This window comes from Streptomyces sp. NPDC055815, from assembly GCF_053616475.1.
On the sequence record NZ_JBSHDU010000033.1, the window covers coordinates 42472 to 66329 of the forward strand.

General features: G+C 71.7%; 21 protein-coding genes and 1 pseudogene. 15 read left to right on the top strand and 7 right to left on the bottom strand.

Features of this window, described 5'->3' with window-relative positions:
- The first annotated feature begins 5 nt into the window (after positions 1–5).
- From ACWGN5_RS21660 to ACWGN5_RS21675, 4 genes are all read left to right on the top strand, one after another.
- On the top strand, positions 6–1307 hold the full coding sequence (locus tag ACWGN5_RS21660; protein ID WP_453517549.1) for an ATP-grasp domain-containing protein: 1302 nt from the start codon (positions 6–8) through the stop codon (positions 1305–1307).
- Positions 1304–2557: an ATP-grasp domain-containing protein gene (locus tag ACWGN5_RS21665; RefSeq protein ID WP_453517551.1), complete on the top strand. Its 1254-nt coding sequence runs from the start codon at positions 1304–1306 to the stop codon at positions 2555–2557. The genes ACWGN5_RS21660 and ACWGN5_RS21665 overlap by 4 nt, the downstream gene beginning before the upstream one ends.
- Positions 2554–3849: an MFS transporter gene (locus ACWGN5_RS21670; RefSeq protein ID WP_453517554.1), complete on the top strand. Its 1296-nt coding sequence runs from the start codon at positions 2554–2556 to the stop codon at positions 3847–3849. The genes ACWGN5_RS21665 and ACWGN5_RS21670 overlap by 4 nt, the downstream gene beginning before the upstream one ends.
- Before the next feature lie 70 nt (positions 3850–3919).
- On the top strand, positions 3920–4702 hold the full coding sequence (locus ACWGN5_RS21675) for a class I SAM-dependent methyltransferase (protein ID WP_453517557.1): 783 nt from the start codon (positions 3920–3922) through the stop codon (positions 4700–4702).
- A gap of 118 nt (positions 4703–4820) precedes the next feature.
- Here ACWGN5_RS21675 and ACWGN5_RS21680 read toward each other — a convergent pair whose 3' ends face one another.
- Entirely contained in the window at positions 4821–5669 is an 849-nt protein-coding gene (locus ACWGN5_RS21680; protein ID WP_453517559.1) for a TIGR03943 family putative permease subunit, read from the bottom strand.
- Positions 5666–6715 (bottom strand): permease, encoded by a 1050-nt coding sequence (locus tag ACWGN5_RS21685; protein WP_453517562.1) that lies wholly within the window; start codon positions 6713–6715, stop codon positions 5666–5668. Before ACWGN5_RS21685 ends, ACWGN5_RS21680 begins: the two co-directional genes overlap by 4 nt.
- A 349-nt stretch (positions 6716–7064) precedes the next feature.
- Between ACWGN5_RS21685 and rpmF the strand changes: the two genes are divergently transcribed.
- The 4 genes and pseudogenes from rpmF to ACWGN5_RS21705 form a co-directional block, all read left to right on the top strand.
- Positions 7065–7235, top strand: a complete 171-nt coding sequence (gene rpmF / locus ACWGN5_RS21690) for a 50S ribosomal protein L32 (RefSeq protein ID WP_150529992.1) — start codon at positions 7065–7067, stop codon at positions 7233–7235.
- Positions 7236–7242: 7 nt separating this feature from the next.
- Positions 7243–8415: a GTP-binding protein gene (locus tag ACWGN5_RS21695; RefSeq protein ID WP_453517565.1), complete on the top strand. Its 1173-nt coding sequence runs from the start codon at positions 7243–7245 to the stop codon at positions 8413–8415.
- A 512-nt stretch (positions 8416–8927) separates the two neighbouring features.
- Positions 8928–9590 (top strand): phosphotransferase, encoded by a 663-nt coding sequence (locus ACWGN5_RS21700; protein WP_453517568.1) that lies wholly within the window; start codon positions 8928–8930, stop codon positions 9588–9590.
- A 101-nt stretch (positions 9591–9691) separates the two neighbouring features.
- A pseudogene (locus ACWGN5_RS21705) lies at positions 9692–10518 on the top strand (transposase); the annotation flags it as partial.
- 40 nt (positions 10519–10558) lie between these two features.
- Here ACWGN5_RS21705 and ACWGN5_RS21710 read toward each other — a convergent pair.
- Positions 10559–11182, bottom strand: a complete 624-nt coding sequence (locus tag ACWGN5_RS21710) for a helix-turn-helix domain-containing protein (RefSeq protein ID WP_453517570.1) — start codon at positions 11180–11182, stop codon at positions 10559–10561.
- 80 nt (positions 11183–11262) lie between these two features.
- On the opposite strand from ACWGN5_RS21710, the gene ACWGN5_RS21715 reads away from it, so the two are divergent.
- On the top strand, positions 11263–11784 hold the full coding sequence (locus tag ACWGN5_RS21715; protein WP_453517571.1) for a hypothetical protein: 522 nt from the start codon (positions 11263–11265) through the stop codon (positions 11782–11784).
- A 579-nt stretch (positions 11785–12363) separates the two neighbouring features.
- Here ACWGN5_RS21715 and ACWGN5_RS21720 read toward each other — a convergent pair.
- Positions 12364–14574 carry an FUSC family protein gene (locus ACWGN5_RS21720; RefSeq protein WP_453517573.1) on the bottom strand — a complete coding sequence of 737 codons (2211 nt, stop codon included), beginning with the start codon at positions 14572–14574 and terminating at the stop codon, positions 12364–12366.
- Between the two features lie 145 nt (positions 14575–14719).
- On the opposite strand from ACWGN5_RS21720, the gene ACWGN5_RS21725 reads away from it, so the two are divergent.
- The 4 genes from ACWGN5_RS21725 (at position 14720) to ACWGN5_RS21740 (ending at position 18408) form a co-directional block, all read left to right on the top strand.
- Positions 14720–16216 carry an MFS transporter gene (locus ACWGN5_RS21725; RefSeq protein WP_453517576.1) on the top strand — a complete coding sequence of 499 codons (1497 nt, stop codon included), beginning with the start codon at positions 14720–14722 and terminating at the stop codon, positions 16214–16216.
- Positions 16213–16776: a TetR/AcrR family transcriptional regulator gene (locus ACWGN5_RS21730; RefSeq protein ID WP_453517578.1), complete on the top strand. Its 564-nt coding sequence runs from the start codon at positions 16213–16215 to the stop codon at positions 16774–16776. The genes ACWGN5_RS21725 and ACWGN5_RS21730 overlap by 4 nt, the downstream gene beginning before the upstream one ends.
- Positions 16777–16884: 108 nt before the next feature.
- Positions 16885–17541, top strand: coding sequence for a maleylpyruvate isomerase N-terminal domain-containing protein (locus tag ACWGN5_RS21735; protein WP_453517579.1), 657 nt, complete (start codon positions 16885–16887; stop codon positions 17539–17541).
- 165 nt (positions 17542–17706) lie between these two features.
- The gene (locus ACWGN5_RS21740) at positions 17707–18408 is read left to right on the top strand and encodes a hypothetical protein (protein ID WP_453517580.1); all 702 of its coding nucleotides are present in this window, start codon (positions 17707–17709) and stop codon (positions 18406–18408) included.
- Positions 18409–18429: 21 nt separating this feature from the next.
- Here ACWGN5_RS21740 and ACWGN5_RS21745 read toward each other — a convergent pair whose 3' ends face one another.
- A complete protein-coding gene (locus ACWGN5_RS21745; RefSeq protein ID WP_453517581.1) occupies positions 18430–18912 on the bottom strand; it encodes a DedA family protein in 483 nt (160 codons plus the stop codon).
- Between the two features lie 480 nt (positions 18913–19392).
- Between ACWGN5_RS21745 and ACWGN5_RS21750 the strand changes: the two genes are divergently transcribed.
- Positions 19393–20166 (top strand): IclR family transcriptional regulator, encoded by a 774-nt coding sequence (locus ACWGN5_RS21750; RefSeq protein ID WP_453517583.1) that lies wholly within the window; start codon positions 19393–19395, stop codon positions 20164–20166.
- Positions 20163–21008 carry an SMP-30/gluconolactonase/LRE family protein gene (locus ACWGN5_RS21755; RefSeq protein WP_453517585.1) on the top strand — a complete coding sequence of 282 codons (846 nt, stop codon included), beginning with the start codon at positions 20163–20165 and terminating at the stop codon, positions 21006–21008. The genes ACWGN5_RS21750 and ACWGN5_RS21755 overlap by 4 nt, the downstream gene beginning before the upstream one ends.
- 29 nt (positions 21009–21037) lie before the next feature.
- Here the strand turns inward: ACWGN5_RS21755 and mmsB are convergent, their stop codons facing one another.
- Positions 21038–22258 carry a multiple monosaccharide ABC transporter permease gene (mmsB, locus tag ACWGN5_RS21760; protein WP_453517588.1) on the bottom strand — a complete coding sequence of 407 codons (1221 nt, stop codon included), beginning with the start codon at positions 22256–22258 and terminating at the stop codon, positions 21038–21040.
- Positions 22248–23846, bottom strand: a complete 1599-nt coding sequence (gene mmsA, locus ACWGN5_RS21765; protein ID WP_453517589.1) for a multiple monosaccharide ABC transporter ATP-binding protein — start codon at positions 23844–23846, stop codon at positions 22248–22250. Before mmsA ends, mmsB begins: the two co-directional genes overlap by 11 nt.
- Positions 23847–23858: the final 12 nt, after the last annotated feature.

The following is a 23858-nucleotide window of genomic DNA, read 5'->3' on the forward strand; positions in this document are numbered from 1 at the left end:
ACGACGTGCGCGACACGCGCGACGACAGGAGCGGCGACACCGCCCGCGGCACGGGCACGGTCGTCATGGTCGACGTCTACGCACCGACCCTGCGGCTGTCCCGCGCCTTCCAGGAGGCGGGCCACCCGGTGGTCCGGGTGCAGAGCACCCCCGGTGTGCCGCCCGTATACCGGGGCAGCTTCGACACCGCCGAGTTCGCCGACAACATCGTCCACACCGGCGACCTCGACGCCACCGCCCGCGCCGTGGCGGCACACCGGCCCGTCGCCGTGCTGACCGGCGGCGAACTGGGCGTCGAACTGGCCGACCGGCTCGCCGGCGCCCTGGGCCTGCCCGGCAACGGCACCCGGCTCAGCGCGGCCCGCCGGCACAAGCACCTCCAGATCGAGACGATCAAGGCGGCGGGACTGCCCGGCACCGCCCAACACCTGGCGGAGTCCGCCGAGGACGCGGCGCAGTGGCACGCGGAGCGGGGTGGCCGGGCGGTCGTCAAGCCGGTGCGCAGCGCGGGCAACGACCACGTCACCTTCTCCGCGACACCACAGGAGACCGCGGCCGCCTACGACAAGATCATGGCCGCGACGAACATCTTCGACGTCCGCAACGAGGGCGTCGTCGTCCAGGAACACCTGGACGGCACCGAGTTCGTCGTCAACACGGTCAGCTGCGAGGGCCGGCACCGGGTCACCGACGTGTGGCGCTACCTGAAGATCTCCGCCAACGGGGTCACCGACCGGATCAGCGCCGCGGTCTCGGTCCAGCCGGGCACGGTGGAGCGCGCCCGCCTGGTGGAGTACGCCTGCGAGGTCCTCGACTCGCTCGAAGTCCGGTACGGGCCCGCCCACCTGGAGATCATGCTGACACCGGACGGACCCCGGCTCGTGGAGGCGGGCATCCGGCTCTGCGGCGCGGACGCCGCCTACTTCGCCCGGCTCGCGGCCGGCGAGTCTCAGATCGAGCGGACCGTGGACGCCTACCTCCACCCCGAGCGGTTCCTGGCGTCGGTCGGCGACGCCCACCGGGTCGAGCGGCACGTGGCGATGGCGTACCTCACCTCGCCGGTCAGCGGCACGCTCGCCGCGTACCCGCTGCTGCCGCGGGTGGAGGCGCTGGAGAGCTTCCACAACGTACAGATCGCGGTGCAGCCGGGCGGTGAGCTGCCGCTGACCGTCGACGACACCTCGGAGCCGATGATGATCGGCCTCGCGCACGCGTCGGAAAGCGTCCTGGCGCGTGACCTCAACACCGTCCATTACCTGGACGGGGCCGGGTTCTACGTCCTCAAGGATCCGGGAGGGCCGGCGTGAGCAGCCCCTCGGCGGAGGCTCGCCCGCACGTCGTCGTGCTGCACCGGTGGCGGGCCCGGTACGCGCACTACGAGCGGTACGTCGACCACGACGCCCACGCCGTCACCTACGTCACCACCGAGGTCGGAGCCGCGGCCGTGCCCGACGGAGCCGCCGAGGTGGTGCTGGTCCCCGCCACGGACGACCTCGCCCGGGTCCGCAAGGAGGTCGACGGCCTCGCGGCCCGGCACGGCGCACCGAGCGCGGTCGTCGCCCTCAAGGAGGACGACCTGCTGGTCGCCGCCCAGCTGGCGCAGGAGTGGGGCTGCGCCGCCCGACGCCCGGACGAGCTGCTGCCGTTCCGGGACAAGTACCTGATGACGGACGCCGTCGCCCGGGCCGGTCTGCCGGTCCCGGCGACGGCCCGGGTCACCGGACCCGAGGACGTGCGCGCGTTCGCCGCCGCGCACGGCCTGCCCGTCGTCGTCAAGCCCGCGACGGGGAGCTCCAGCGAGGGGGTTCTGCTCGTCGCGGACGAAAGGGTCCTGGCCGGTGTGCCGTGCCACACCGGCCAGGACCTGATCGTTCAGACCCACGTCCCCCATCCGGTGTTCCACGTGGACGGGATCTTCGACGGCGAACAGGCGTTGTGCCTGAAGGTCTCGCGCTATCTCAACACCTGCCTCGGCTTCCGGGAGGGCACCGCGCTCGGTTCCGTCGAGGAGGACAGGCCGCACGTCGCGGAGGCGGTGCACGACTTCGCCGTACGGTCTCTCCGCGCGCTGACCGGCGCACCGACGCCCTTCCACCTGGAGGTGTTCGTCGACGCCGACGCGCCCGGCGGCCCGGCCGTCACGTTCCTGGAGGTCGGGGCGCGGGTCGGCGGCGGGGAGATCCCGTACGTGTGGCGGGAGGTGCACGGCTACGACCTGATGGAGGCGGCCTTCCGCATCGCCCTGGGACAGCCGCCCCCGGGATGGGAGCCGCCGCCCGGGCCGCGGGAGTGCGCCGGATGGCTGCTCGTCCCCGCCCCGGCGGCACGCCCGTGCCGGATCACGGACGTCACGCCGATGACCGGCCGCTCCCCCGGCCCGTACGCGGAGGAACTGCTGCGGCCCGGCGAGGTACTGCCGGACGCCGACGCGTACTACGAGCACGTCGGGGGCCGGTTCCGGTTCCGGGGCCCCGACGCCGCGACCGTGGCGGCCGCCGTCGAGGCGACCGCCCGCGACTTCCGGGTGACCGGCGAGAGCTGTGGAGGAGACCGATGACCGCGACCGGCATGGCCCAGTACGCCCGGCTGTGGCGGGTGCCCGGCGCCCCGCTGCTGCTGACGGGCGGGGTGGTGGCCCGGCTCGGTCAGGGCGTCACCGTCCTCGCGTGGCTGCTCCTGGTGAAGGAGACCACCGGCGGCTTCAGCGAGGCCGGCCTGGTCGGCGCGAGCATCTCGCTGGCCACCGCGGCGACGGCCCCGGTGGCCGGCCGGCTCGCCGACCGGTTCGGTCCTGGCCGGGTGCTTCCGCTGTACGGGACGGCGTACGCGGCACTCCAACTGCTGCTGCTCGCCGCCGTCCTGGCCCGGACGCCCCTGGTCCTGCTGTGTGTGCTCGGGGCGCTGTCCGGGGCGGCGTTCCCGGCGATCAGCCCGGCGCTCCGGGCCGCCTGGACCACGTTGACCAACGAGGAGAGCGGACGTTCGGGGCTGCGTCAGACCGCGATGGCCGCCGAGTCCACGCTCTTCGAGGTGGTCTTCGTCGTCGGACCGCTCATCTTCTCGGGGTTCATGCTGCTCGGCGGGCCGCTCGGCGACGCGTTCGGGACGGGCGCCGCCACCGCGGGCCCGGCGACGGCACTCGTCTTCGCCTCGCTGTGTACGGGCCTCGGGACGTACGGGGTGGCGCGCGGCCGTGCCATGCGCGCCCTCCCGTCGGGCGGCAAGACACCGACCCGTGGCATCGGCCCGCTGCGGGAGCCGGCGCTGCGGATGCTGCTGCTGTGCGCGGCGGGCATCGCGTTCTCGTTCGGCGGGGCCCCGGTGGCGATCGCCGCGTACGCCAAGGCGCACGACGGCGCGTCGGCGGAGGGCGTGACGGGTGTCCTCATCGCCGTGTGGAGCATCGGCAGCGCGGCGGCCGGTCTCTGGTACGGCAGCCGTACGTTCGAGGGTCCGCTCGCGCGGCGCTTCCTCGTCCTGCTCGCCGCACTGGCCGCCGGGTACGCGGCATGGGCGCTGATGCCGAACTCGTACGCGCTCGGGGCGCTGCTCCTCGTATCGGGCGCCGTGATCGCCCCGGCGCTCACGGTGGAGGCGGAGCTGGTGTCGAAGACCGTGCCGGAGCCGATGCTGAACGAGGCGTACACCTGGTTGACCACCGTCAACCTGTCGATGGCGGCGCTGGGTTCGGCGATCACCGGGGTCGTGGTCGACCGGCCTGGCGGGGCCGTCTGGGGCTTCCTCGCCGCCGCGGTGGCGACGGCGGTCGCCGCGGCGGTCGCGGCCGTGGCACGGCTGGAGAACGCCGCTCCGGCCACCGGAGGCATACCGGAGACGGCCGCGAGCTGACCTCGTACAGCCCGGATCACACCCTTCTCCGACCGTTCGACGCACGACCACAGCAAGGACACGACGCACCATGGCACGACCCCTGACGGCCACCGAGGCCGCCCCCTGGGTGGAGCGCTGGGAGATCCAGCAGCAGCTCTACGCCACCGCCCGTACCGAACGCTTCCACGTCGTCGCCGACGTGGTCGCGCACGCCCTCCGCCGCAGCCGCCGGCCCGCGATCGCGGACCTCGGCTGCGGCCCCGGCTCACTCGCGGCCCGGCTCGCGGAGCGGCTGCCGCACGCGCGCGTGCTCGCGGTCGACGAGGATCCGCTGCTGCTGGCGCTCGGGCGGGCGGTGCACGGCGCGGCCGTCGCCTTCGTCGACGCACGGATCGGGCAGGGACCGTGGACGACGGCGCTGTCCGAGGACGGCCCGCTGGACGCGGTGGTGTCCACGACCGCCCTCCACTATCTGCCGGCCGCCGAACTCGCCACCGTGTACGAGCAGGTCCACGACCTGCTGCGGCCCGGCGGGGTGCTCGTCAACGCCGACCACCTCTTCCAGGACGACACCCCCGTGCGCGAGCTGGCAGCCGCCGTGGGACACGGGCACTCGGCCCGGCACACCGAACGGCCCGCGGAGGACTGGGGCGCTTGGTGGCGGGCGGCGGCCGCCCACCACGGCTTCACGGAACTCCTCGCGGAACGGTCCCGCCGGGACACCGGACCGGGCGGCGACAACGGTCTCGGCGCCCGGGACCACGCGGAGCTGATGCGCAAGGCGGGCTTCACCGCGGTGGGCACGGTCTGGCAGTGCGGCCACAGCGTGGTCCTCACGGGGGTACGGGGAGGGGGCGGGGGTCTGACGTGAAGGAGGAGCGCTCCGGAAGCCCCTTCGGACAACGCGGCCCCGCCCGGATCGATGCCTGCGAGGCCGTTCCGGGCGGGGCGGAGGGGTGGGGCGTTGCCGTGGGGCGGATCAGCCGGATTCAGCTGTCCTTGGGCGGCGCGTCCTGGTAGGGGTTACGGGGCTCGGCGACCGGCTTCAGAGCACCGGCGTCCAAGCCCGGGACGGGGTTCTCGACGGTGACGTCCTCGGCCCGCCAGACGCCCGTGACCTCCACCCAGGTGTCGTTTCCGGGGGCCTTCACACCGTGCACCTCCACCCGCATGGTCCGCGCGTCGCCCGCGCAGCAGCTGACCTTCAGGCGGTTGAGGTACCAGGTGTCCGGGCTCTTGCCGGCGGTGACGAACCCGAGCAGCCGGATCTTGCGGCCCCGCAGGCTCGTGGAGTCGTACACGGACCGCCCGATGAACTCCTCGAGCGCCATGGGCGTGGTCGGCGCGTCCGCCAGCTCCTCGTACGCGGTCCGCTCGACGCGGGCCGCGCCACCGTCCCGTGAGGCGGTGTAGGAACCGAGCGCCGGCGGCGCGACGAACAGGAGGGTGAGGGCGGGCACGGCGAGGAGCCAGGCGACACGCGAGGCGCCACCGTGCCCATGTCCGTGTCCGTGTCCGTGTCCGTGCCCGTCGTGCGCGTCCGCGTGGTCGTCCGCCGGATCGTGCCAGTACTTTCGCCCGGACGCGTCACGCCGCAGCACCGGCTGGCGCAGGCGTCGCGCCACCTCGGCGCCGAGGCCCGCGAGGCCGAGGACGACGAGCAGGGTGCCGGACGCGACGAGGTAGGGCCACAGGCCTTCCTTCACGTACCGGAGGTACACATCGCTGCGTACGGTGGCACGCAGCAGGCCCGCGCCGGTCAGCGTCAGGAGCAGGGGAAGTCCGAGTTCGCTCAGCGGGCGCGGCTGGTCCGCGCGGGTGGGGGGTCGTCCGGTCACAGGAGTATGCCTCCGACGAGTACGCAGCACAGGACGGCCACGACGAACGTGGCGGCGCTGAAGCGCGCCGCGAACGCCCGCCCGAAGGCTCCCGACTGCAGGGCGATCAGCTTCATGTCGACCATCGGCCCCACCACCATGAAGGCGAGGCGCGCGGTGGGCGAGAAGCCCGTGAACGAGGCCGCGACGAAGGCGTCCGCCTCCGAGCACACCGAGAGCAGCACCGCGAGGGCCGCCGCCACGAGGACGCCGAGCCACGGCGAACCGGAGAACACCTCGAGGACGGAGGGCGGTACGAGGACGTTGAAGGTCGCCGCGGCCATGGCACCGACGACCAGGAATCCGCCGGCGTGCAGGAAGTCGTGCTGCAGCCCGCGGCGGAAGGCCGCCAGTCGGTTCGCGCCCGGTTCGTGGTCCGCGTGGCCCGTGGGCAGGCGCAGCCATTCCTCGCGGCCCCACCGGATCCACAGCCAGCCCATGACGACCGACGTGACGAGCGAGGCACCGAACCGCGCGGCCACCATCTCCGGGCTGCCGGGGAACGCGATGGCGGTCGAGACGAGCACCACCGGATTGACCGCGGGCGCGGCCAGCAGGAAGGTCAGGGCCGCGGCCGGCGCCACACCTCGGCGCATCAGGCTGCCCGCGACCGGCACGGAGGCGCATTCGCACCCCGGCAGCACCACCCCGGCGGCACCGGCCACCGGAACGGCGAGCACGGGGTTGCGGGGCAGCACCTTGGAGAAGACCCGGGCGGGGACGAAGGCGCCGATGGCCGCCGACACGACGGTGCCGAGGAGCAGGAACGGTACGCCTTGGACGACGATGGCCACGAGCAGAGTCCGCCAGGCCCCGAACGCGGCCCATCCGAACAGCCGCTCCAGCCACGGCCCGACGGGCACCATGACCAACGCGACCGCGACCAGCAGGGTGCCCGCCCTGCTGCTCCAGGCCGCGCGCGGCTCCTCGACGCCGGGATGCCCCTGATGACGGGGTGGTGATGGTGGTGGTGATGCCGTCGCCGTACTCGCCGAGACCTCGGCCACGCCGCGCCCCCTCGCTCTGGTCCGCCGTGATCCGGCGGAACGGGTCCAGCCCGCCCCGGAGATCGCCCGGCGCGAGCGGGCACACAATAGCCGACGACAATCATGTTCATCTAGGCTCTCAGGGGTAGCCGCTTCCCCCATGAGCCGCCAGAACTCACGGACAACCAAGGGGAGTTCTCCCAACGAGGCGACCGCACCCCCTCCACCTGGGCGTTCCGCGCGAAGAGCCTGCCCGACCTCGGCCCGCCCGGGCGGCTGCAAGCACAGGCGATCGACCGGCTTGATAACGACATCCATTTTCATATACATTCTCGGCGACCACCCGATCCCGCACCTCCTGGAGATCCCCATGGCCGTCCCCAAGCGGAAGATGTCCCGCAGCAACACCCGTCACCGCAGGGCCCAGTGGAAGGCCACCACGCCCCAGCTGGTCCCGATCACCGTCGACGGCTCGGTCTACCAGGTGCCGCAGCGCCTGGTGAAGGCGTACGAGCGCGGCCTGATCCGCCCCGAGGGCTGAGCCGCTCATGACGACGCACGGCCGACTGCCCGTGACCGTCCTGTCCGGCTTCCTCGGCGCGGGGAAGACCACCCTGCTCAACCACGTCCTCGGCAACCGCGAGGGCCTGCGGGTCGCGGTCATCGTGAACGACATGAGCGAGGTCAACATCGACGCGGCGCTCGTGCGCGGCGGCGAGGCCGCCCTGTCCCGCACCGAGGAACGCCTGGTCGAGATGACCAACGGCTGCATCTGCTGCACCCTGCGCGACGACCTGCTCGAAGAGGTCGACCGCCTCGCCCGCGAAGGCCGGTTCGACTACCTGCTCATCGAGTCCAGCGGCATCTCCGAGCCCATGCCCGTCGCCGCCACGTTCTCCTTCCCCCGCGACGACGGCGCCACCCTCGGCGACCTCGCCCGCCTCGACACCATGGTCACCGTCGTCGACGCGGCGAACTTCCTGCCCGAACTCGCCGGCGGCGACGAGCTCGTCACACGCGGACTCGACCAGTACGAGGACGACGAACGCACGGTCAGCGATCTCCTCATGGACCAGGTCGAATTCGCGGACGTCATCGTCCTCAACAAGCTCGACCTGGTCGGGCCGGACCAGGCCGCACAACTCCGCGCCACACTCGCCCGCCTCAACCCCGAGGCCCGGATCGTTCCCTCCGTCCACGGCCGCGTGGCACTCGAACAGGTCCTCGGCACCGGCCTCTTCGACGTCGAACGCGCCCAGCAGGCCCCCGGCTGGGTCAAGGAGCTCAACGGCGACCACGTACCCGAGACCGAGGAGTACGGCATCTCCTCCCTCGTGTACCGCGCCGGAGCCGCCTTCCACCCCGGCCGACTCTGGACCTTCGTCACCAAGGGCCTCGACAGCGGAACGTACGGACGGGTCCTGCGCTCCAAGGGCTTCTTCTGGCTCGCCACCAGGCCGCGCGTCACCGGCCTGTGGTCCCAGGCCGGCGCCGTCGCCCGCTTCGAGCCCTCAGGCGCCCGAGGACCCGGCACCGAACAGGGCCAAGAGCTGGTGTTCATCGGAACGGGCCTGCGCACCGAAGCCCTCCGCGCGGCCCTCGACGCCTGCCTCCTCGCCCCCGGCGAGCAGGTGCCGGCCGATGACGACTTCCCCGCTTGGGAGACGTACGGCATCAAGGACGCCTGCGCACACGAACACACCGCGACGGAGGCGGCCTGAGTCTCCGGGCTGGGATGGGGGTCCCCCTGCTCGAGCGCAGCCGAGAGCTTGGGGGAGGTCGCAGCCACGGCACTACCCAGCCCGGCTGGCGTTGGGGGACGAATGGCGGGCGACGTCTGCCGCCTGCCACTCACCGCATCAGCGCCCTGGTCTCGGCCTTCGGCATCCTTGCCAGCGTGATGCTGCTCGTTCTCGCCGTTCGCGAGTACCGCTCCGGGGCGGGGTGCTCTGGCTCGTGTCTGCAGCTGTGATCTTCCTCGGCGCTTGGTTGCAAAGCGAAGGTCGACGTCGCTCAGCCTGGCGTTTCGAAGATCCGCACCTTCCATGAAGGCGGACCGCAGCTTTACGCAATCTGCTCCGACTGTGATCCTGGATTGCCGATCGCGGCATCGAACCGGTTCCTGGCCGTCTGGTGCAGGCTTTCTCGGCACCCGCGGAGCAAGGACTTTGGGCGGAGCGCTCCAGCAAGTTGATCTAGCGTCAACCTGTGTGCGCCAACTAGGTTCTTCGGCATGAAGATCGGCGAGTTGGTGGGGGCCGGCCGGACGGCGGATGTGTTCGCGATGGACGACGGGCGGGTGCTGCGGCGCTATCGGGGTGGTGATGACACCACAGGCGAGGTCGCCGTAATGGCGTACCTGGCGGAGCACGGGTTTCCCGTTCCGGCTGTCTGGCCGGGGACAGCCGCGGGTGAACTGGTGATGCAGCGGCTCTCCGGAATGACCATGGTCGAGGCGCTGATCGAAGGAGCGGTCACGGCCGAACGGGCGGGCGAGATACTGGCGGAGCTGCTGCGGAGCCTGCATACCATCCCGGCCCGACTCTCCGCCGACCCCGACTATCGGGTCCTGCACCTGGATTTTCATCCCGAGAACGTCATGCTGACACCACAAGGACCGGTGGTGATCGACTGGGCCACGGCGGCGGAGGGTCCGCCCGGCCTGGACTCTGCGATGGCCGCACTGATCCTGGCTCAGGCCGCCCTCACCATGCCTGCCGTAACCGTTGTCGCCCGCGCCGTGCTCTCCTCGCTGCTACGGCATCTCGGCGGCATCGACGAGGTACACCTTGCGGAGGCCAGGTCGCGACGGGCCGCTAACCCGACGCTCAGCCCGGAGGAGGTCGGTGCGATCGACGAGGCGGTGGCCCTGATCACCGAGACAGCTGGTTCCTGACGCACCGGTAGGCCGCGGGAAGAGCGCGCCCACGTTCGACGGCGTGAAGCCCATCACCGGGCACCACCTCGAACGCCGCCACGGTCGCACCCCCAGCGGTGCGATCGTCCGCGCACGGCCTGCCGTTCTCGACCTCGAGCCTGGCCAAGCTGGCCGACTTCCTGGTTACCGAGGGGGTAGTCGACGACATCAGCCACAAGGGCCTTCGGGCCCTGCTCCGCGAGGAGGGCGTCTCCTTTCAACGCGTGAAGACCTGGAAGACCTCATGCGCCCCGGACTACGCGGCCAAGAAGGCCCGGGTCGAGCACCTCTACGCGATCGCCGACGGCGAGGTCATACCCGAGGGAGATGAGCCCGAAGTCATCTTCCTTCTGGACGAGTTCAGGCCGCTCAAGCTCCAGCCCCACCCCGGCCGGCAGCGGGCCGAACGCGGCGGACGACACAAGGACCCCGGGGCGTGAACCCCGGCCCCGCCGACGGGCGACCTACACCCGCCCGCACGGGGTGAGGCACCTGCCCGCCGCCTACGACCTCGCCAAGGACCAGCTCTACGGCCACATCAAGAAGACCAAGAAACGGTCCAAGTTCCTGGAATTCTGCCGCTACCTGCGCTCCCTGCACCCATCGACGTGCGCATCACGATCGTCCGCGACAACTACTCGCCGCACCTGACGACCAAGCGCTGCCAGCGGGTCGGCACGTGGGCGGCGGCGAGCAACGTCAAGATCGCCTACACCCCGACCAACAGCTCATGGCTCAACCGGATCGAAGCCCAGTTCACCGCTCTGCGCTACTTCGCCCTCGACGGCACCGACCATGCCAGTCACAAGGCCCAGGGCAGCATGATCCGCCGCTACATCATCTGGCGGACAAGCACGCCGCGGACGAGTGCCTACGCGACGTGGCTACCAAGGCGAACGTAGCTTGACGCAGCGCCAAGGCCGCATCGTGACGCCGCCACCTATCAGCTACTGCGTACCGCCGTCGTCGAGTCCGGCGATGACTCTGACGTCCGCTTCGGACATGTCCAGGATCTCGGCGATCAGGCGGGCCTGCAGCAGATTCGGGTTGTGTCCGCGGCGGAGCATGTGGATGGTGGACATCGACAATCCGGCGGCCCTGGCCATCTCCCTGACCGGAATCCCGCGCAGGTCCATCAAGCCGGTAAGCATCCGTCCGAACGGATGTGGCTCAGACCGCCCGGTAGGGGCAACGGCCGGGCCGATGACAACGTCACCGACCTTGACTTGGAAGCGGATCAGCCGGTCGCCCGTGAACCCGACTTTCGCGACGAACGGCAGGCTCTCACCGTCACCGGAGGCGACCGTTCCCGGGATCGACACCTCGGTGAACCTTATGGCGGGATCGCAGCGGTGATCCCCCGTCTCCGCGGGAAGTCCCGGCTGGACGCGGTCGACTTTCCAGTCGCGGTTCCACCACGGAAGATCCTGCAGCACCTCGTTGAAGAAGGGCGGCAGGACGGTCATGTCCACTGGGTCCGGAGGATTCTTCTGACCTCCCCATATGACACCGGGCCAATACGTCAGTGCCGCGATCACGTCCGTCGTCAGCGCGCGGTTGGCAGTCTCCACGGCCACACTCTCCCCCAGGCGACGGAGCAGTCTCCCATGGCCAGGCAAACGATGTCTGATGCGGCACTAGGTTGGCTGACGTGAGTGGGCGTGGGCGGAGTTATCGATATGTCGGACCGATCGAGCTGAAGGCTGCGGTCCGGCCGGGTGACGGCGGGCGTCGGATCGGCTCGGCGGCTGACTTCAGTGGCTGGATCGTGGAGCAATCGGCGGCGGAGCTGGCCGAGCCGTTCACCTTTGTCGTCGGCACGGACGGTGTGCTTCGGCTGGCGCCGCGGCGAAGCGAGCACGTGGCCTGTGCCGGCGGAGACATGGTTCTGAGTGCCGGCGAGATCAGCTTCATGTACGAGGCAGACCGGTGGACCGTGAGTGAGGTCAGCAACCAGTCCACCGGGTACTGCCCGGACGTCGACTCCTGGGCGGGGGTCGCCCGTGCCCTGGACGCCGTAGGGCTCCGGCGGCCCTCCGGCTTCACCCACGAGGTGGTGTTCCGGCGGTGCTCCGAGTGCGAGGAGCACAACATCGTGCGCGAAGACGACTTCGTCTGCGTCTTCTGCGGCGGCGATCTGCCTGCGGCGTGGAACGTGGATCCCACCGCGTGACGGCCGCGCACTCGACGGCATGGCGCTGGCGGTAGTCGGCCGGGTCGAAGCGCGGTGGTTGGCCGCCACGGGAGCCGAGCTTCTGGCGGTTGCGGGCCGGGGCGGCCTTGTCCGGGATGGTGTAGCGGATTGCGCGGTGGCGCGGGTCCTGCGGGAGGCGTACGCCTTGTCCGCCCGGACGCGGTCAGGGCGGACGCGTGGCCGGCCCGGCCCGAGGCGGGGCACGCGAACCCTCTCCAGCACCGGTAGTCTCCACGCTGCCCTGCCGTCACCACGATCGACATGGGCCTTGGGCCCTGTTCGATGGCCAGGTGCAGCTTGGTGGTGATGCCGCCGCACAGTGTCCCAGGCTTGGTGCAGACGCCGCCCAGCGGTTCCTTCTAGAGGGCACCCTGCTCCCAGGGCGTACGCCGTCGATCAGCTGCCGCCGAGGCCAGACGGGCGGTCGGCCCGCCTTCGCGCCCTTCGGCGACAACGGCTCCAGGACCGCCCACTGCTGCCCTTCGCGGCAAGCCCGTCGTCGGTGGCCGCCCCGTTCGTCACGCCGTCGTCGCCGTCACGTCCTCGTCCCCGTCGCCGTCACCCACCGTGTCCCTTGCCGTCGCCTGTGATCCGGGACAAGTCCGTCGTCAGGGACGTCAGCCAGGACACCGTCGCGTAGTACGCGCGCGGTGCGTCGGGTGGGTCCGCGGTGAGGGGGGTTGGGGTCTGGAGTGGGGCCGAGGTTTCCGTTGGATCGCCGGTGGGGTCCGTTCGGGCTGAGGTCAGCAGCATTCTGGCCGCGACCCGGTCGCCCGTGCGGATGACGGACTCCGCCGGTTCTCGGTCCAGCGGTGGAACCACGACCGGCTCGGGAGGTACGAGGAGTCGGTCGGCGCCCCACAGGGTGTGGTGTCCGGTGATCAGTGCGGCCTGCCAGTCCTGACCGGTCGGCGGCGGGCGGGGTCCCTTGGGTTCGCTCTGGTACTGCGCGTACGCCGACTCCGCCATGACCAGGGCGTGCTGCAGCGACCGGTGCCCCGGCGCGGTGGCCACCGGTACGCGCCGGCCGCCCGCCGCGACCTGCCCCGTCGTGGCCACGACGATCTCCGCGGCGATCCGCAGCATCAGCGCGACCGACCGCCGCAGCTCGTCGTGGGCGCCCCGCGGCCAGGCCAGGAGTCCGAACACCGCTCCGATCACGCTGCCGGTCAGCACGTCGAGCAGCCGGAACTCGGCGAGCTGCCAGGTGGCCGGCGCCAGCTGCGCGAAGACCAGGGCGACCACCACCGTGAACAGCGCCTGCGCCCACCCGATGCCCTTCACGGGCCCCAGGGTGAAGGTGACCAGCATCAGCGGGGGCAGGGCCACCGCATAGACCTCGATGTCGGTGCCGGCCAGTGCGAGGAGCGCCGCCGCGACCAGGGCGCCGGCGAGCGTGCCGGTCAGCGCCGTCCGTATGGCCGTCCGGGTCTCCCGTACCGTCGTGCGCGTCAGCGTCAGGGTGGCCAGCAGCACCCAGAAGCCGTGCGGGAGGGTGTCGATGCCCGCGATCGACCGGGCCGCCGCCAGGGCGAGGCTGATCCGTACGGCGTTCTGGAAGAACACCGACCGGCTGCCTGCGTGGCCCGCAAGGCGCCGCCACCACAAGTGCGGCGCCCGCATCCGCGCGTACCAGAACCAGCCGAGGGCCGGTGCGTCGGCGGCTCGGCCCCGTACGGCGATGTCGGCCGCGGTGGACATCGTGAGCGCCGCGTCCGTCACCTCCAGGAGCGCCGCACTGCGTCGCAGCACGGCGGGAGAGGCATCCTCGGGTGTCGTCAGCGCCTGACGTACCCGCCACAGGTGGGCATGGGCCCGGCCGTCGGGGCTTCCGCCGCGGAGCCGGGCGGCGGTCTCCCTCGCCGCATCCGCAACGGCACGCAGTGGGGCCTCGGCCGACGTCGACCGATCCTCCCCGCCGATGTCTCCTCCCGCCCCTCCCCCGGCCACCCCCGTCCGATCCTCCCTTCCGATGTCTCCTCCCGCCCCTCCCCCGGCCTCCCCGGGCAGGACCACTCCCGGCGGCAGCACCGTCAGACGGCCGAGCAGCGTGCGTGTCGCCAGGCCCGCGTGGGCCAGTGCCCTCGGCCGCAAGCCGGCTCCGGCCGGTCGTTCCGCCCCCGGGACCTGGGAGGAACGAAGCCCCGTGCTGAACGCCTGGGCGGAACGCAGCGTCTCCTTCGGCAGCGTGTACGGGGCGGAGCTCAGCCGGTCCGCGCAGCGCGCCGCGCAGTCGGCGGCCCGCGCGACCCGTTCCCGGTACGGCAGGGCGGCCGGCTCGGGCAGCAGGGTCAGCTCCGCGAGGATCAGCAGGGCGAGCCCGAAGGTCGCCCCCGCCAGCCGTTCGCCCAATGAACCGGGGTCGTAGGGCGGGAACGACGGCAGGATGTACATCAGTTGCAGCCCCGTGGCCGCGCCCGCGAACCGTGGTCCTCCGACGGCCATGAACGCCAGCGCGAAACCGACGACCAGCATGCCGACGACGGCACTCCAGGTGCGCGCCGACAGGTACGTGCCGAGCGTGATCAGCACCCAGCACACCGGCACCACGCCGAGCAGCAGCGTGGCCCTCTGGCGCCCGGAGCCGGGGAGGTGCGACAGCCCGGCCATGGCGATCGCGCCGAAGAGCGCGTACGTGGCGCCGACCGCCGAGTCGAAGCCGTAGAGGAGCACGTAGAACCCGGCCGTGGCGGTGATCGTGACGCGTAGTGCCCCCCGCGCCGCCGCCCGGTAGGCGGGCGGGGGTCTTCGGGGGAACGCGCCACCCATGTCCCCAGCATCACCCGCCCCGCCGCACCCGGCACGACGGGGGGATGTGCTGGGCGAGGTGCCGTGCCCCGGTCTTGACGGGAGGTGCACACTTGTTCACCCTTGGGGGTGAACAAGTGTGCACCCCGCCCTTCCCTGGAGCACCATGCCCCCCGCCGCATCCTCTCCCGGCACGACCTCCGGACGTCCCCCCTCCCGGCTCGTCGTCCCCGTCCTCGCCTTCTGCGGCATGGTCGTCGCGGTCATGCAGACCCTCGTCGTACCGCTGCTGCCGCACGTGCCCGAGCTGACCGGCGCGAGCCCGCGCGCCGCGGGCTGGCTCGTGACCGTCACGCTCCTCACCGGTGCCGTGTTCACTCCGGTGCTCGGCCGGGTCGGTGACATGTACGGCAAGCGGCGGGTCCTCCTCGCCTCGCTCGGGGTGCTCACCCTCGGTTCCGTACTCTGTGCCGTCAGCTCCGACATCGGCGTACTGATCACCGGCCGGGCCCTCCAGGGCACGGCACTCGCCGTGATCCCGCTCGGCATCAGCATCATCCGCGACGAACTCCCCGCCGAGCGCGTCCTGCCGTCGATCGCACTCATGAGCTCCACCCTCGGCATCGGCGCGGCGATCGGACTGCCCCTGGCCGCCGTCGTGACGGAGAACTTCGACTGGCACACCATGTTCTGGGCATCGGCCCTGCTCGGCCTGCTCGACTTCCTGCTCGTCCTGGGGATCGTGCCGGAGTCGGGCGTGCGCTCCCGGGGACGCTTCGACGTGCCAGGGACACTGGGCCTCGCCGTCCTGCTTGTCGGTGTGCTCCTGGCGATCACCCAGGGCTCCGTCTGGGGCTGGACCTCCGCGCTGACACTCGGCCTGTTCGGCGCCTCGGTGGCCGTCGGTCTGCTGTGGGCCCGGTACGAACTCCGTGCCGCGTCCCCGATCATGGACCTGAGGGTGTCCGCCCGGCCCGCCGTCCTGCTGACCAACGTCGCGGCGCTGCTCATCGGGTTCTCGTTCTACGCCAACTCCCTGGTCACCGCCCAGCTCGTACAGGAGCCCACCAGCACTGGTTACGGCCTCGGTGCCTCCATCGTCGTCAGCGGACTCTGCATGCTTCCCGGAGGGCTCGCGATGGTGGCCCTGTCCCCTGTCTCGGCGCGGATCTCCGCCACGTACGGCCCGCGCACCGCGCTCGCCCTCGGGGCGGTCGTCATGACCGTGGGCTACCTGGTCCGCTTCTTCACCAGCCACAGCCTCTGGCTGATCGTCGCCGGCGCGACCGTGGTCGCCTGCGGCACCGCGATCGCGTACTCCGCCCTGCCCGTCCTCGTCATGCGGGCCGTCCCGGTGAGCGAGACCGCGTCGGCCAACGGCCTCAACACCCTGATGCGCTCCGTCGGCCAGGCCTGCTGCAGCGCCGTGGTCACCGCCGTACTGGCCCGTGTGACCTTCGTGGTGGACGGGCGCACCGCGCCGACCCTCCACGCCTACCTGCTGATCTTCCTGATCGCCGCCGGAACGGCGCTCGCCGCCCTCGTCGCCACCCTCCTCCTGCCGTCCGACCGCCCGAGCCGGGGCACCCCGCGCGACGGCGACCGGTCGGGCGGTACGGTCACGGTGTCACCCACCAGCAGCGCCGTCCGAGGGAACGCATGAGCACCGCCGACGAACCCGTCTCCGAGACCGGACGCGAGGCCATCATCCGGGCCGCACGAAGGGCGTTCACGCTCAAGCCGTACGCCGAGGTCACCATGCGCGGCATCGCCGCGGCGGCCGGGGTGAGCCCCTCGCTGATCGTCAAGCGCTTCGGCACGAAGGAAGCCCTGTTCAACACGGTCGTCGACTTCCGCCCGGCCGCCGCCGAACTCTTCGACGCTCCCCTTCCCGGCCTCGGCCGGCACCTCGTCCTCACCATGGTCGACCTCCGCGACCGGCTCCGCGGCGACCCGCTCCTGCGCGTGGTCTTCTCCCTCGGCATCGAGGACGAGCGCACCCTGTTGCGCTCCCGCTTCCGCGAGCAGGTCACCGACCACCTGGCCGCCGTCCTCACCGGTCCCGACGCGCGTCTGCGCGCCGAACTCGTCGCCGGCCAACTCCTGGGCCTGGGCGCCACCTTGAGTCTCCACCGCCCTGACGGAGCCACCGCGCACACCAGCGCCGATCGCCTCGCGGACTTCTACGCGCCCGGTATCCAGCACCTCGTCGACGGGGGCTGAGCCGCCGATCGGGCGTGAAGCTCCGCCCACCGCTCGGCCCGTCAGCACCGATGCGAGAACGGCCGGACCACGCGCCCGCCGACCCGCCCGTGTTGGTAGCTTGCGGGCGTGGACGACTTCTCACGCTCGTGGACCGCACTGCGCGAGGCCGTCGCCGGTCTCGCCGACGAGGACTTCGCCCGGCCGTCGGGCTGCACCGGCTGGCTCGTACGCGATCTGGTGTGCCATCTCGTCATCGATGCCCAGGACGTCCTGATCACCCTGGCGACACCCGCTGGCACGCCGCCGACGCGCGACGCCGCGAGTTACTGGGAGGTCGCCGAGGTGCCGCCGACCGGCGACGACCCGCTCGACGCGCTGACCGTACGGCTCGCCGCCGCGTACGAGGACCCGGCCCTGCTGAAGTTCCACCTCGACGACGTCGGCTCCGCAGCCGGACGCGCCGCCGTGCTCGCCGACTCCGGCCTCGCCGTCGGAACGCGCGGCGAGGTGCTCACCGTCGGCGACTACCTCTCCGCGTACGTCCTGGAGTGGACGCTGCACCATCTGGACCTCGTGGCTCAGCTGCACGAGGCGCCGCGACCGCCCGCCGAGAGCCTGGCCGCCGCGCGGGAACTCCTCGAGCGGATCGCCGGCGCGCCCTTCCCTCCCGAACTGTCCGACACGGACGCGCTGCTCCTGGGTACGGGCCGCCGCACGCCGAGCGCCGCGGAGCGGGCCGTACTGGCCGGGGCGGACGTGCGGTTCCCGCTGTCGCTCGGGTGACGCCGGTCCGCTGAACGGGGCGCGCAGGCCGCCCGACCAGACACGGCCGCACCCGGACCCGGCAGATCGGGGCGGCGCGTCCGCTCGCTGGGGGGAAACCTGGACGATCCGGTCCCTGGCGGCGGCGCGGCTCGCTAGCGTGGTGCCGCAGCGGAAGGGGCGTGGATGACACTGACCGTGGGGTACCGGCTGGGGAACGACACCGCCGGCCGGCAGGTGACCGTGCTGGTGACCGAGACGGGCGTCCTGCACCGGGCCCAGGGGCTCTACGGCAAGCTGCCGACGGTTTCCCCGCCGATGCCGTCTCCCGTACTCACCGCCCGCGTCCCGGGCTTCGAGGGCGAGAGCCCTCTCGCCCGCCCCATCGCCCAGCTGCGCAGTCAGCACGCCCTGTACACGCGGAAGGGGTACACGCGTGCTCTCATCCTGCCGGTGGTCGTGCGGCTGGACGTCGAGGAGCATCCGCCTCGGGCCGCCGTACGGCATCGCGAACTGATTCAGGCGTTCATCGGCGAGGCTCCCGCCACCGGTCGGCCGCTCGAAGCGGCGATCAAGGAGTTCCGGGACGCCCTCGGTCTGCCCAACCGGCCCTCGAACGTCTCATGGGTGCCCCGTGAGAGGTCGGTCCCGCCACGTGTCGCGGCGATGCTGCGCACCCTCGCTCAGGGCTCACCGATCACTCCCGCGCGGCGGCTTCCCGTCGGTTGGACGGTGACGCGGCGCGGTGTCAGGCTGCACGTCGGCACGGCAGGCGAGTCCCTCGACCGCGCGGCGGTGATCGAGCTGCAGGCCGCGCTGAGCGCGTGGCTGCGCTTCACGAAGGGCAGCGAGGAGTCCGCGCAGGTGAACGACTCGGGTCGTTCCTGAACCGCCACGCTCCGGAACGGCTCAGGATTCGTCGGCCACCGTGTCGCCCGAGGACAGGACCGCCCTTCTTCTGCGGTACACCACCACCGCACACACCGCGAGGAGCAGTACGGCCACGGCGGAGACCCCGAGGGCCGTCCGCTCGGCGAAGAGCCGTCCCAGCACTTCGAGCACGCCGAGCCCCGCTGTCGCGTAGATCAGCGCCCAGGCCGCTCCGCCCACGAACAGGGCGGGGAGGTAGCGCGGCAACGGCATGCGCGTGCTGCCCGCGAGGAAGTTGGCGGCGGTCTGGAAACCGACGGTCAGGAAGGAGACGGCCACCACCGGCGCGCCCCACCGCTGGATCGCCCGCTCGACGCGCTGGACCTTCGCCGACGAGAGCCGCGCGGCGAACCTGCTGCGCCGGGCGCCGGCGCCGGCGAGCCATCCGACGGCGAACGTCCCCGCGGCGCGCAGCAGCACGATGACGTACAGGGCTCCGGCGGTGAGCGCGATCTTATCCACGGCACCTCATCCCGGGCGCGGGGCCGTCAGTCGCGTACCCCTTGCGCCCGCTTGGGCGTCCCGCCTCTTCGAGGGCACGACGCGCGCGAGCCCGGTCACCGTCTCTCACCTGTGCCCTACCTCTGCCCGTTCCGTCGTCTGGGTTCGCACCTGCGGCACCGGAACCCAGACCCTCACATCCCGGCCCGCACGCGCAAGAAAGGCCAGCCTAACCTAACGCCCATGCGGCGGATACGGGGCACCGAGCCGGAAGAGTGGGCCCGACCTCATCGGCACGGGCCCAGGCTCAGGCACGGGCTCAGGCACGGGCACGGGCACGGGCTCGGCCACGGGCTCGGCCACGGGCACGGGCTCGGTCATGGGCAGCAGGTTGATGTCGTTCACTTCGGGCGAGCTGCTGACAGCGATGGCCCCTGTCAGTAGCCTGTGTTCGTCATTCCGATCGACTGTTGAAATTTCGAACATACGGAGGGGGCGGTCGTGGGACGCCTCGTACCTGCCGTGACCCGGGCCCTGGACATCCTGGAGCTCTTCCTCGACGGGGACGGAACGCTTTCGACCCCCGAGATCGTGCGCCGGCTCCAGCTCCCGCGCACCACCGTCCACGAGTTGGTCGCCACGCTGGCCGCCCGCTCGTACCTGGTGCCGGTCCCCGAGCAGCCCGGACGCTACCGGCTCGGCGTGCGGCCGTACCAGCTCGGCAGCCGGTACGCGGAGCAGCTCGACCTCGCCGCCGAGGGCGGACAGGTGGCCCGCGCCGTCGCCGAGACCTGCGACGAGACCGTGCACGTCGCCGTCCTGGAGGACACGGACGTCATCTACATCGCCAAGGTGGACTCCACGCACGCCGTGCGCATGGTCTCCGCCGCCGGCCGCCGCCTCCCCGCGCACTGCACCTCCGTCGGCAAGATGCTGCTCGCCTCGCTCCCCGAGGAGGAGCTGGCCGCCCGCATCCCCGACGGCGCCGAGCTGGTCGCGATGACGTCGAACAGCATCACCGACCCGGCGGCGCTGCGCACGGCGCTCGCCGAGGTGCGGCGGCGTGGCATCGCCCTGGAGAGCCGCGAATCCAATCCGGACGTCAGCTGCGTGGCCGCCCCCGTGCGGGACCGTTCCGGCCGGGTGGTCGCCGCCCTGTCGATCTCCGTGCCGATGATCCGCTGGAGCGAGGCGCGCCGCGCCGAGCTGGAGGAGTTGGTCGTCAAGGGGGCCGGAGAGCTCTCCGAGCGCCTCGGCCACCGGAGCGCGGCATGATCGAGGTCGCGGTCCGGGAGTACGCGGAGCTCGGCGAGGGCCCGACCTGGGACCCGGCCACCGGGCGGCTGGTCTGGGTCGACATCCTGGGTTCCCGGGTGCACACGTACGACCCCGCCTCCGGGCGCCGCACGGTGTTCGCCACCGAGCAGCACGTGGGCGCGGCCAAGCCGCGCGTGGACGGCGGCCTCGTCGTCAACCTCCGCGACGGCGTGGGGGTGTACGACGCGCAGGGGGCGTTCAGCTGGCTGCACCGCGAGCCGGTGCCGGGCCGTCGGGGCAACGACGCCGCCGTCGCACCCGACGGGTCCTTGTGGGTGGGCACCATGCGCTACGACGAGGCCCCCGGCGGCGGCACGCTCTCCCGGGTGGCGCCCGACGGCACGGTCCGCGAGGTCCTCGGGGACGTCGCCGTCAGTAACGGGACCGGCTGGAGCCCCGACGGGCGGCGGATGTACTACATCGACTCCCCCACCCGCCGCGTCGACGTCTTCGACGTCGATCCCGTGACCCAACACCTGGTGAACCGGCGTCCGTTGGCCGTCATCGAGGACGGCGCCGGCTTCCCCGACGGGCTCGCCGTCGACGCCGACGGCTGTGTGTGGGTGGCGCTCTGGGACGGCGGGGCGGTGCGCCGCTACACGCCCTCCGGGGCGCTCGACCGGGTGCTGGAGCTGCCTGTGCGCAGGCCGACGGCCTGCGCGTTCGGCGGGGCGGGCCTCACCGATCTGTACGTGACGACGGCGCGGACCGGTCTGGACCGCCCGCACCCGCTGTCCGGCTCCCTGCTGGTCGTGCCCGGCACGGGACAGGGCCTGCCCCAGCCGCCGTTCGGCGGCTAGGACAGGCCCAGGGCCCGAGACGCGAGGGGTCAAGCGCCGACCCGGCGCTTGTTCCACACGTCGAAGCCGACCGCGGCGAGCAGCACCAGACCCTTGATGACCTGCTGCCAGTCGGTGCCGATGCCGACGAGGTTCATGCCGTTGTTCAGGACGCCCAGGACCAGTCCGCCGATGATGGCGCCGAGGACCGTTCCGACGCCGCCGCTCATCGACGCGCCGCCGATGAAGGAGGCGGCGATCGCCTCCAGTTCGAAGTTGAGCCCGGCCTTCGGGGAAGCGGCGTTGAAGCGGGCCGCGAAGACGAGACCGGCGAGCGCCGCCAGCATGCCCATGTTGAGGAAGACCAGGAAGGTGACCTTCCTGTCCCGTACGCCGGACAGCTTCGCCGCCGGCAGGTTGCCGCCGATGGCGTACACGTGGCGGCCGATGACCGCGTTGCGCATCAGGTAGCCGAAGCCGACCAGGAGCGCGGCGAGGATCAGCAGCACAACCGGCGCGCCCTTGTAGCTGGCGAGCAGCATCGTGAAGACCAGGATCGCGGCGGTCAGCGCGCCGAGTTTCACCGCGAAGAGTCCGGCCGGCAGGACGTCGAGGGCGTACGCGCTCTGCCGGCGCCGGTCGCGGACCTCCTGGCGGATCACCACGGCGATCAGCACGAGGCCGAGCACCAGGGTCAGGTTGTGGTAGTTCGTGCTGGGGCCGACCTCGGGCAGGAAGCCGTTGGCGAGCTTCTGCAGGCTCTCGGGGAACGGGCCGAGGGTCTGGCCCTTGAGGAAGACCTCGGTCAGGCCCCGGAAGACCAGCATCCCGGCGAGGGTGACGATGAACGACGGCATCCCGGCGTACGCGATGAGCAGCCCTTGAGCGGCGCCCGCGACGGCGCCGATGGCCAGGCAGAGGAGTGCCGCTACCGGCCATGGCAGATCGTGCTGGACCATCAGCACGGCCGCCACGCCGCCGACGAAGGCGGTGATCGAGCCGACCGACAGGTCGATGTGCCCGGCCACGATGACGATCATCATGCCGATCGCGAGGATCAGGATGTAGCTGTTCTGCAGCACCAGGTTGGACACGTTGCGCGGCAGCAGCAGGTCGCCGCCGGTCCACACCGCGAACAGCGCCACGATGACGCCGAGGGCGATCAGCATGCCGTACTGGCGCATGTTGCGGCGCATGCCGTCGAGCAGGGGCCGGGCGGTGCTCCCGGCGGGCCGGGTCACCGGCTTCGCGGTCGTGACGTCAGCGCTCATCGTCGTTCTCCCTCGTGTCCTTCTCTGTCGTGTGGCGCGTGAGCGCGTCCGTGGCTTCCTCGGTCATGTGGCGCATCAGCACGTCCTGCGTCGCCTCCGAGCGGGGCACCTCACCGGTGAGCCGTCCCGCGGTCATCGTGTAGATCCGGTCGCACATGCCGAGCAGTTCGGGCAGTTCGGAGGAGATGATGATCACCGCCTTGCCCTCGGCGGCCAGCCGGTCGATCACCGTGTAGATCTCGTACTTGGCGCCGACGTCGATGCCCCGGGTCGGCTCGTCGAGGATCAGCACGTCCGGACCCGCGAAGATCCACTTGCTGAGGACGACCTTCTGCTGGTTGCCGCCGGACAGCCGGCCCACCGGCTCGAAGACCGTCGGCGCCTTGATGTTCATGGAGGTGCGGAACTCCTCGGCGACCCGCCGCTCCTCGTGGGCGTCGACGACACCCCGTCGGGCGACCTTGGCGAGGGCGCTCAGCGAGATGTTCCGGCCGATGGTGTCCAGGAGGTTGAGCCCGTAGTGCTTGCGGTCCTCCGTGACGTACGCGATGCCGTGCGCGACCGCCTCAGGGACGGTACGGGTGAGGATCTCGCGGCCGTCCTTGAGGACCGTGCCGCCCGCGTACCGGCCGTACGAGCGCCCGAAGACGCTCATCGCGAGCTCGGTGCGGCCGGCGCCCATGAGGCCGGCGACCCCGACGATCTCGCCGCGCCGGACGGACAGCGTCACGCCGTCGACGACCTTGCGCTGCTGGTCGATCGGGTGGCGGACGGTCCAGTCGCGGATCTCCAGGGCCGGGTGCGGGCCGGTTTCCCCGGTGTACGGGGTGCGGTCGGGGAACCGGTGGTCGAGGTCCCGGCCGATCATGCCGCTGATGATCCGGTCCTCGTCGGTGGCCGGGTCGGCGACGTCCAGGGTCTCGACGGTCCGGCCGTCGCGCAGGATCGTCACCGAGTCGGCCACCCGGCGGATCTCGCCCAGCTTGTGCGAGATGATGATCGACGTGACGCCCTGGTCCTTCAACTCCAGGATCAAATCCAGGAGTTGATTGCTGTCCTCGTCGTTGAGCGCGGCGGTCGGCTCGTCCAGGACGAGCAGCTTCACCTCCTTCGCGAGCGCCTTCGCGATCTCCACGAGCTGCTGCTTGCCGACACCGATGTCCGCGACACGGGTCTGCGGGTGCTCGTCGAGGCCGACCCGGCGCATCAGCCGGGCCGCCTCCCGCAGCGTCTCGTTCCAGCTGACGACCCGGCGCGTCGCCCGTTCGTTGCCGAGGAAGATGTTCTCGGCGATGGACAGGTACGGCACGAGCGCCAGTTCCTGATGGATGATCACGATGCCCTGCCGCTCGCTCGCCCGGATGTCGCGGAAGCGGCAGGCGGCACCCTCGAAGAGGATCTCCCCCTCGTAACTGCCGTGCGGATGGACGCCGGAGAGGACCTTCATCAGGGTCGACTTGCCGGCGCCGTTCTCGCCGCAGAGGGCGTGGACCTCGCCCCGGCGAACCGTCAGCACGACGTCTGACAGCGCCCGGACTCCGGGGAAGGCCTTGCCGATCGAACGCATCTCCAGGACGGGTCCGTTCATGGTCGCCTCCTC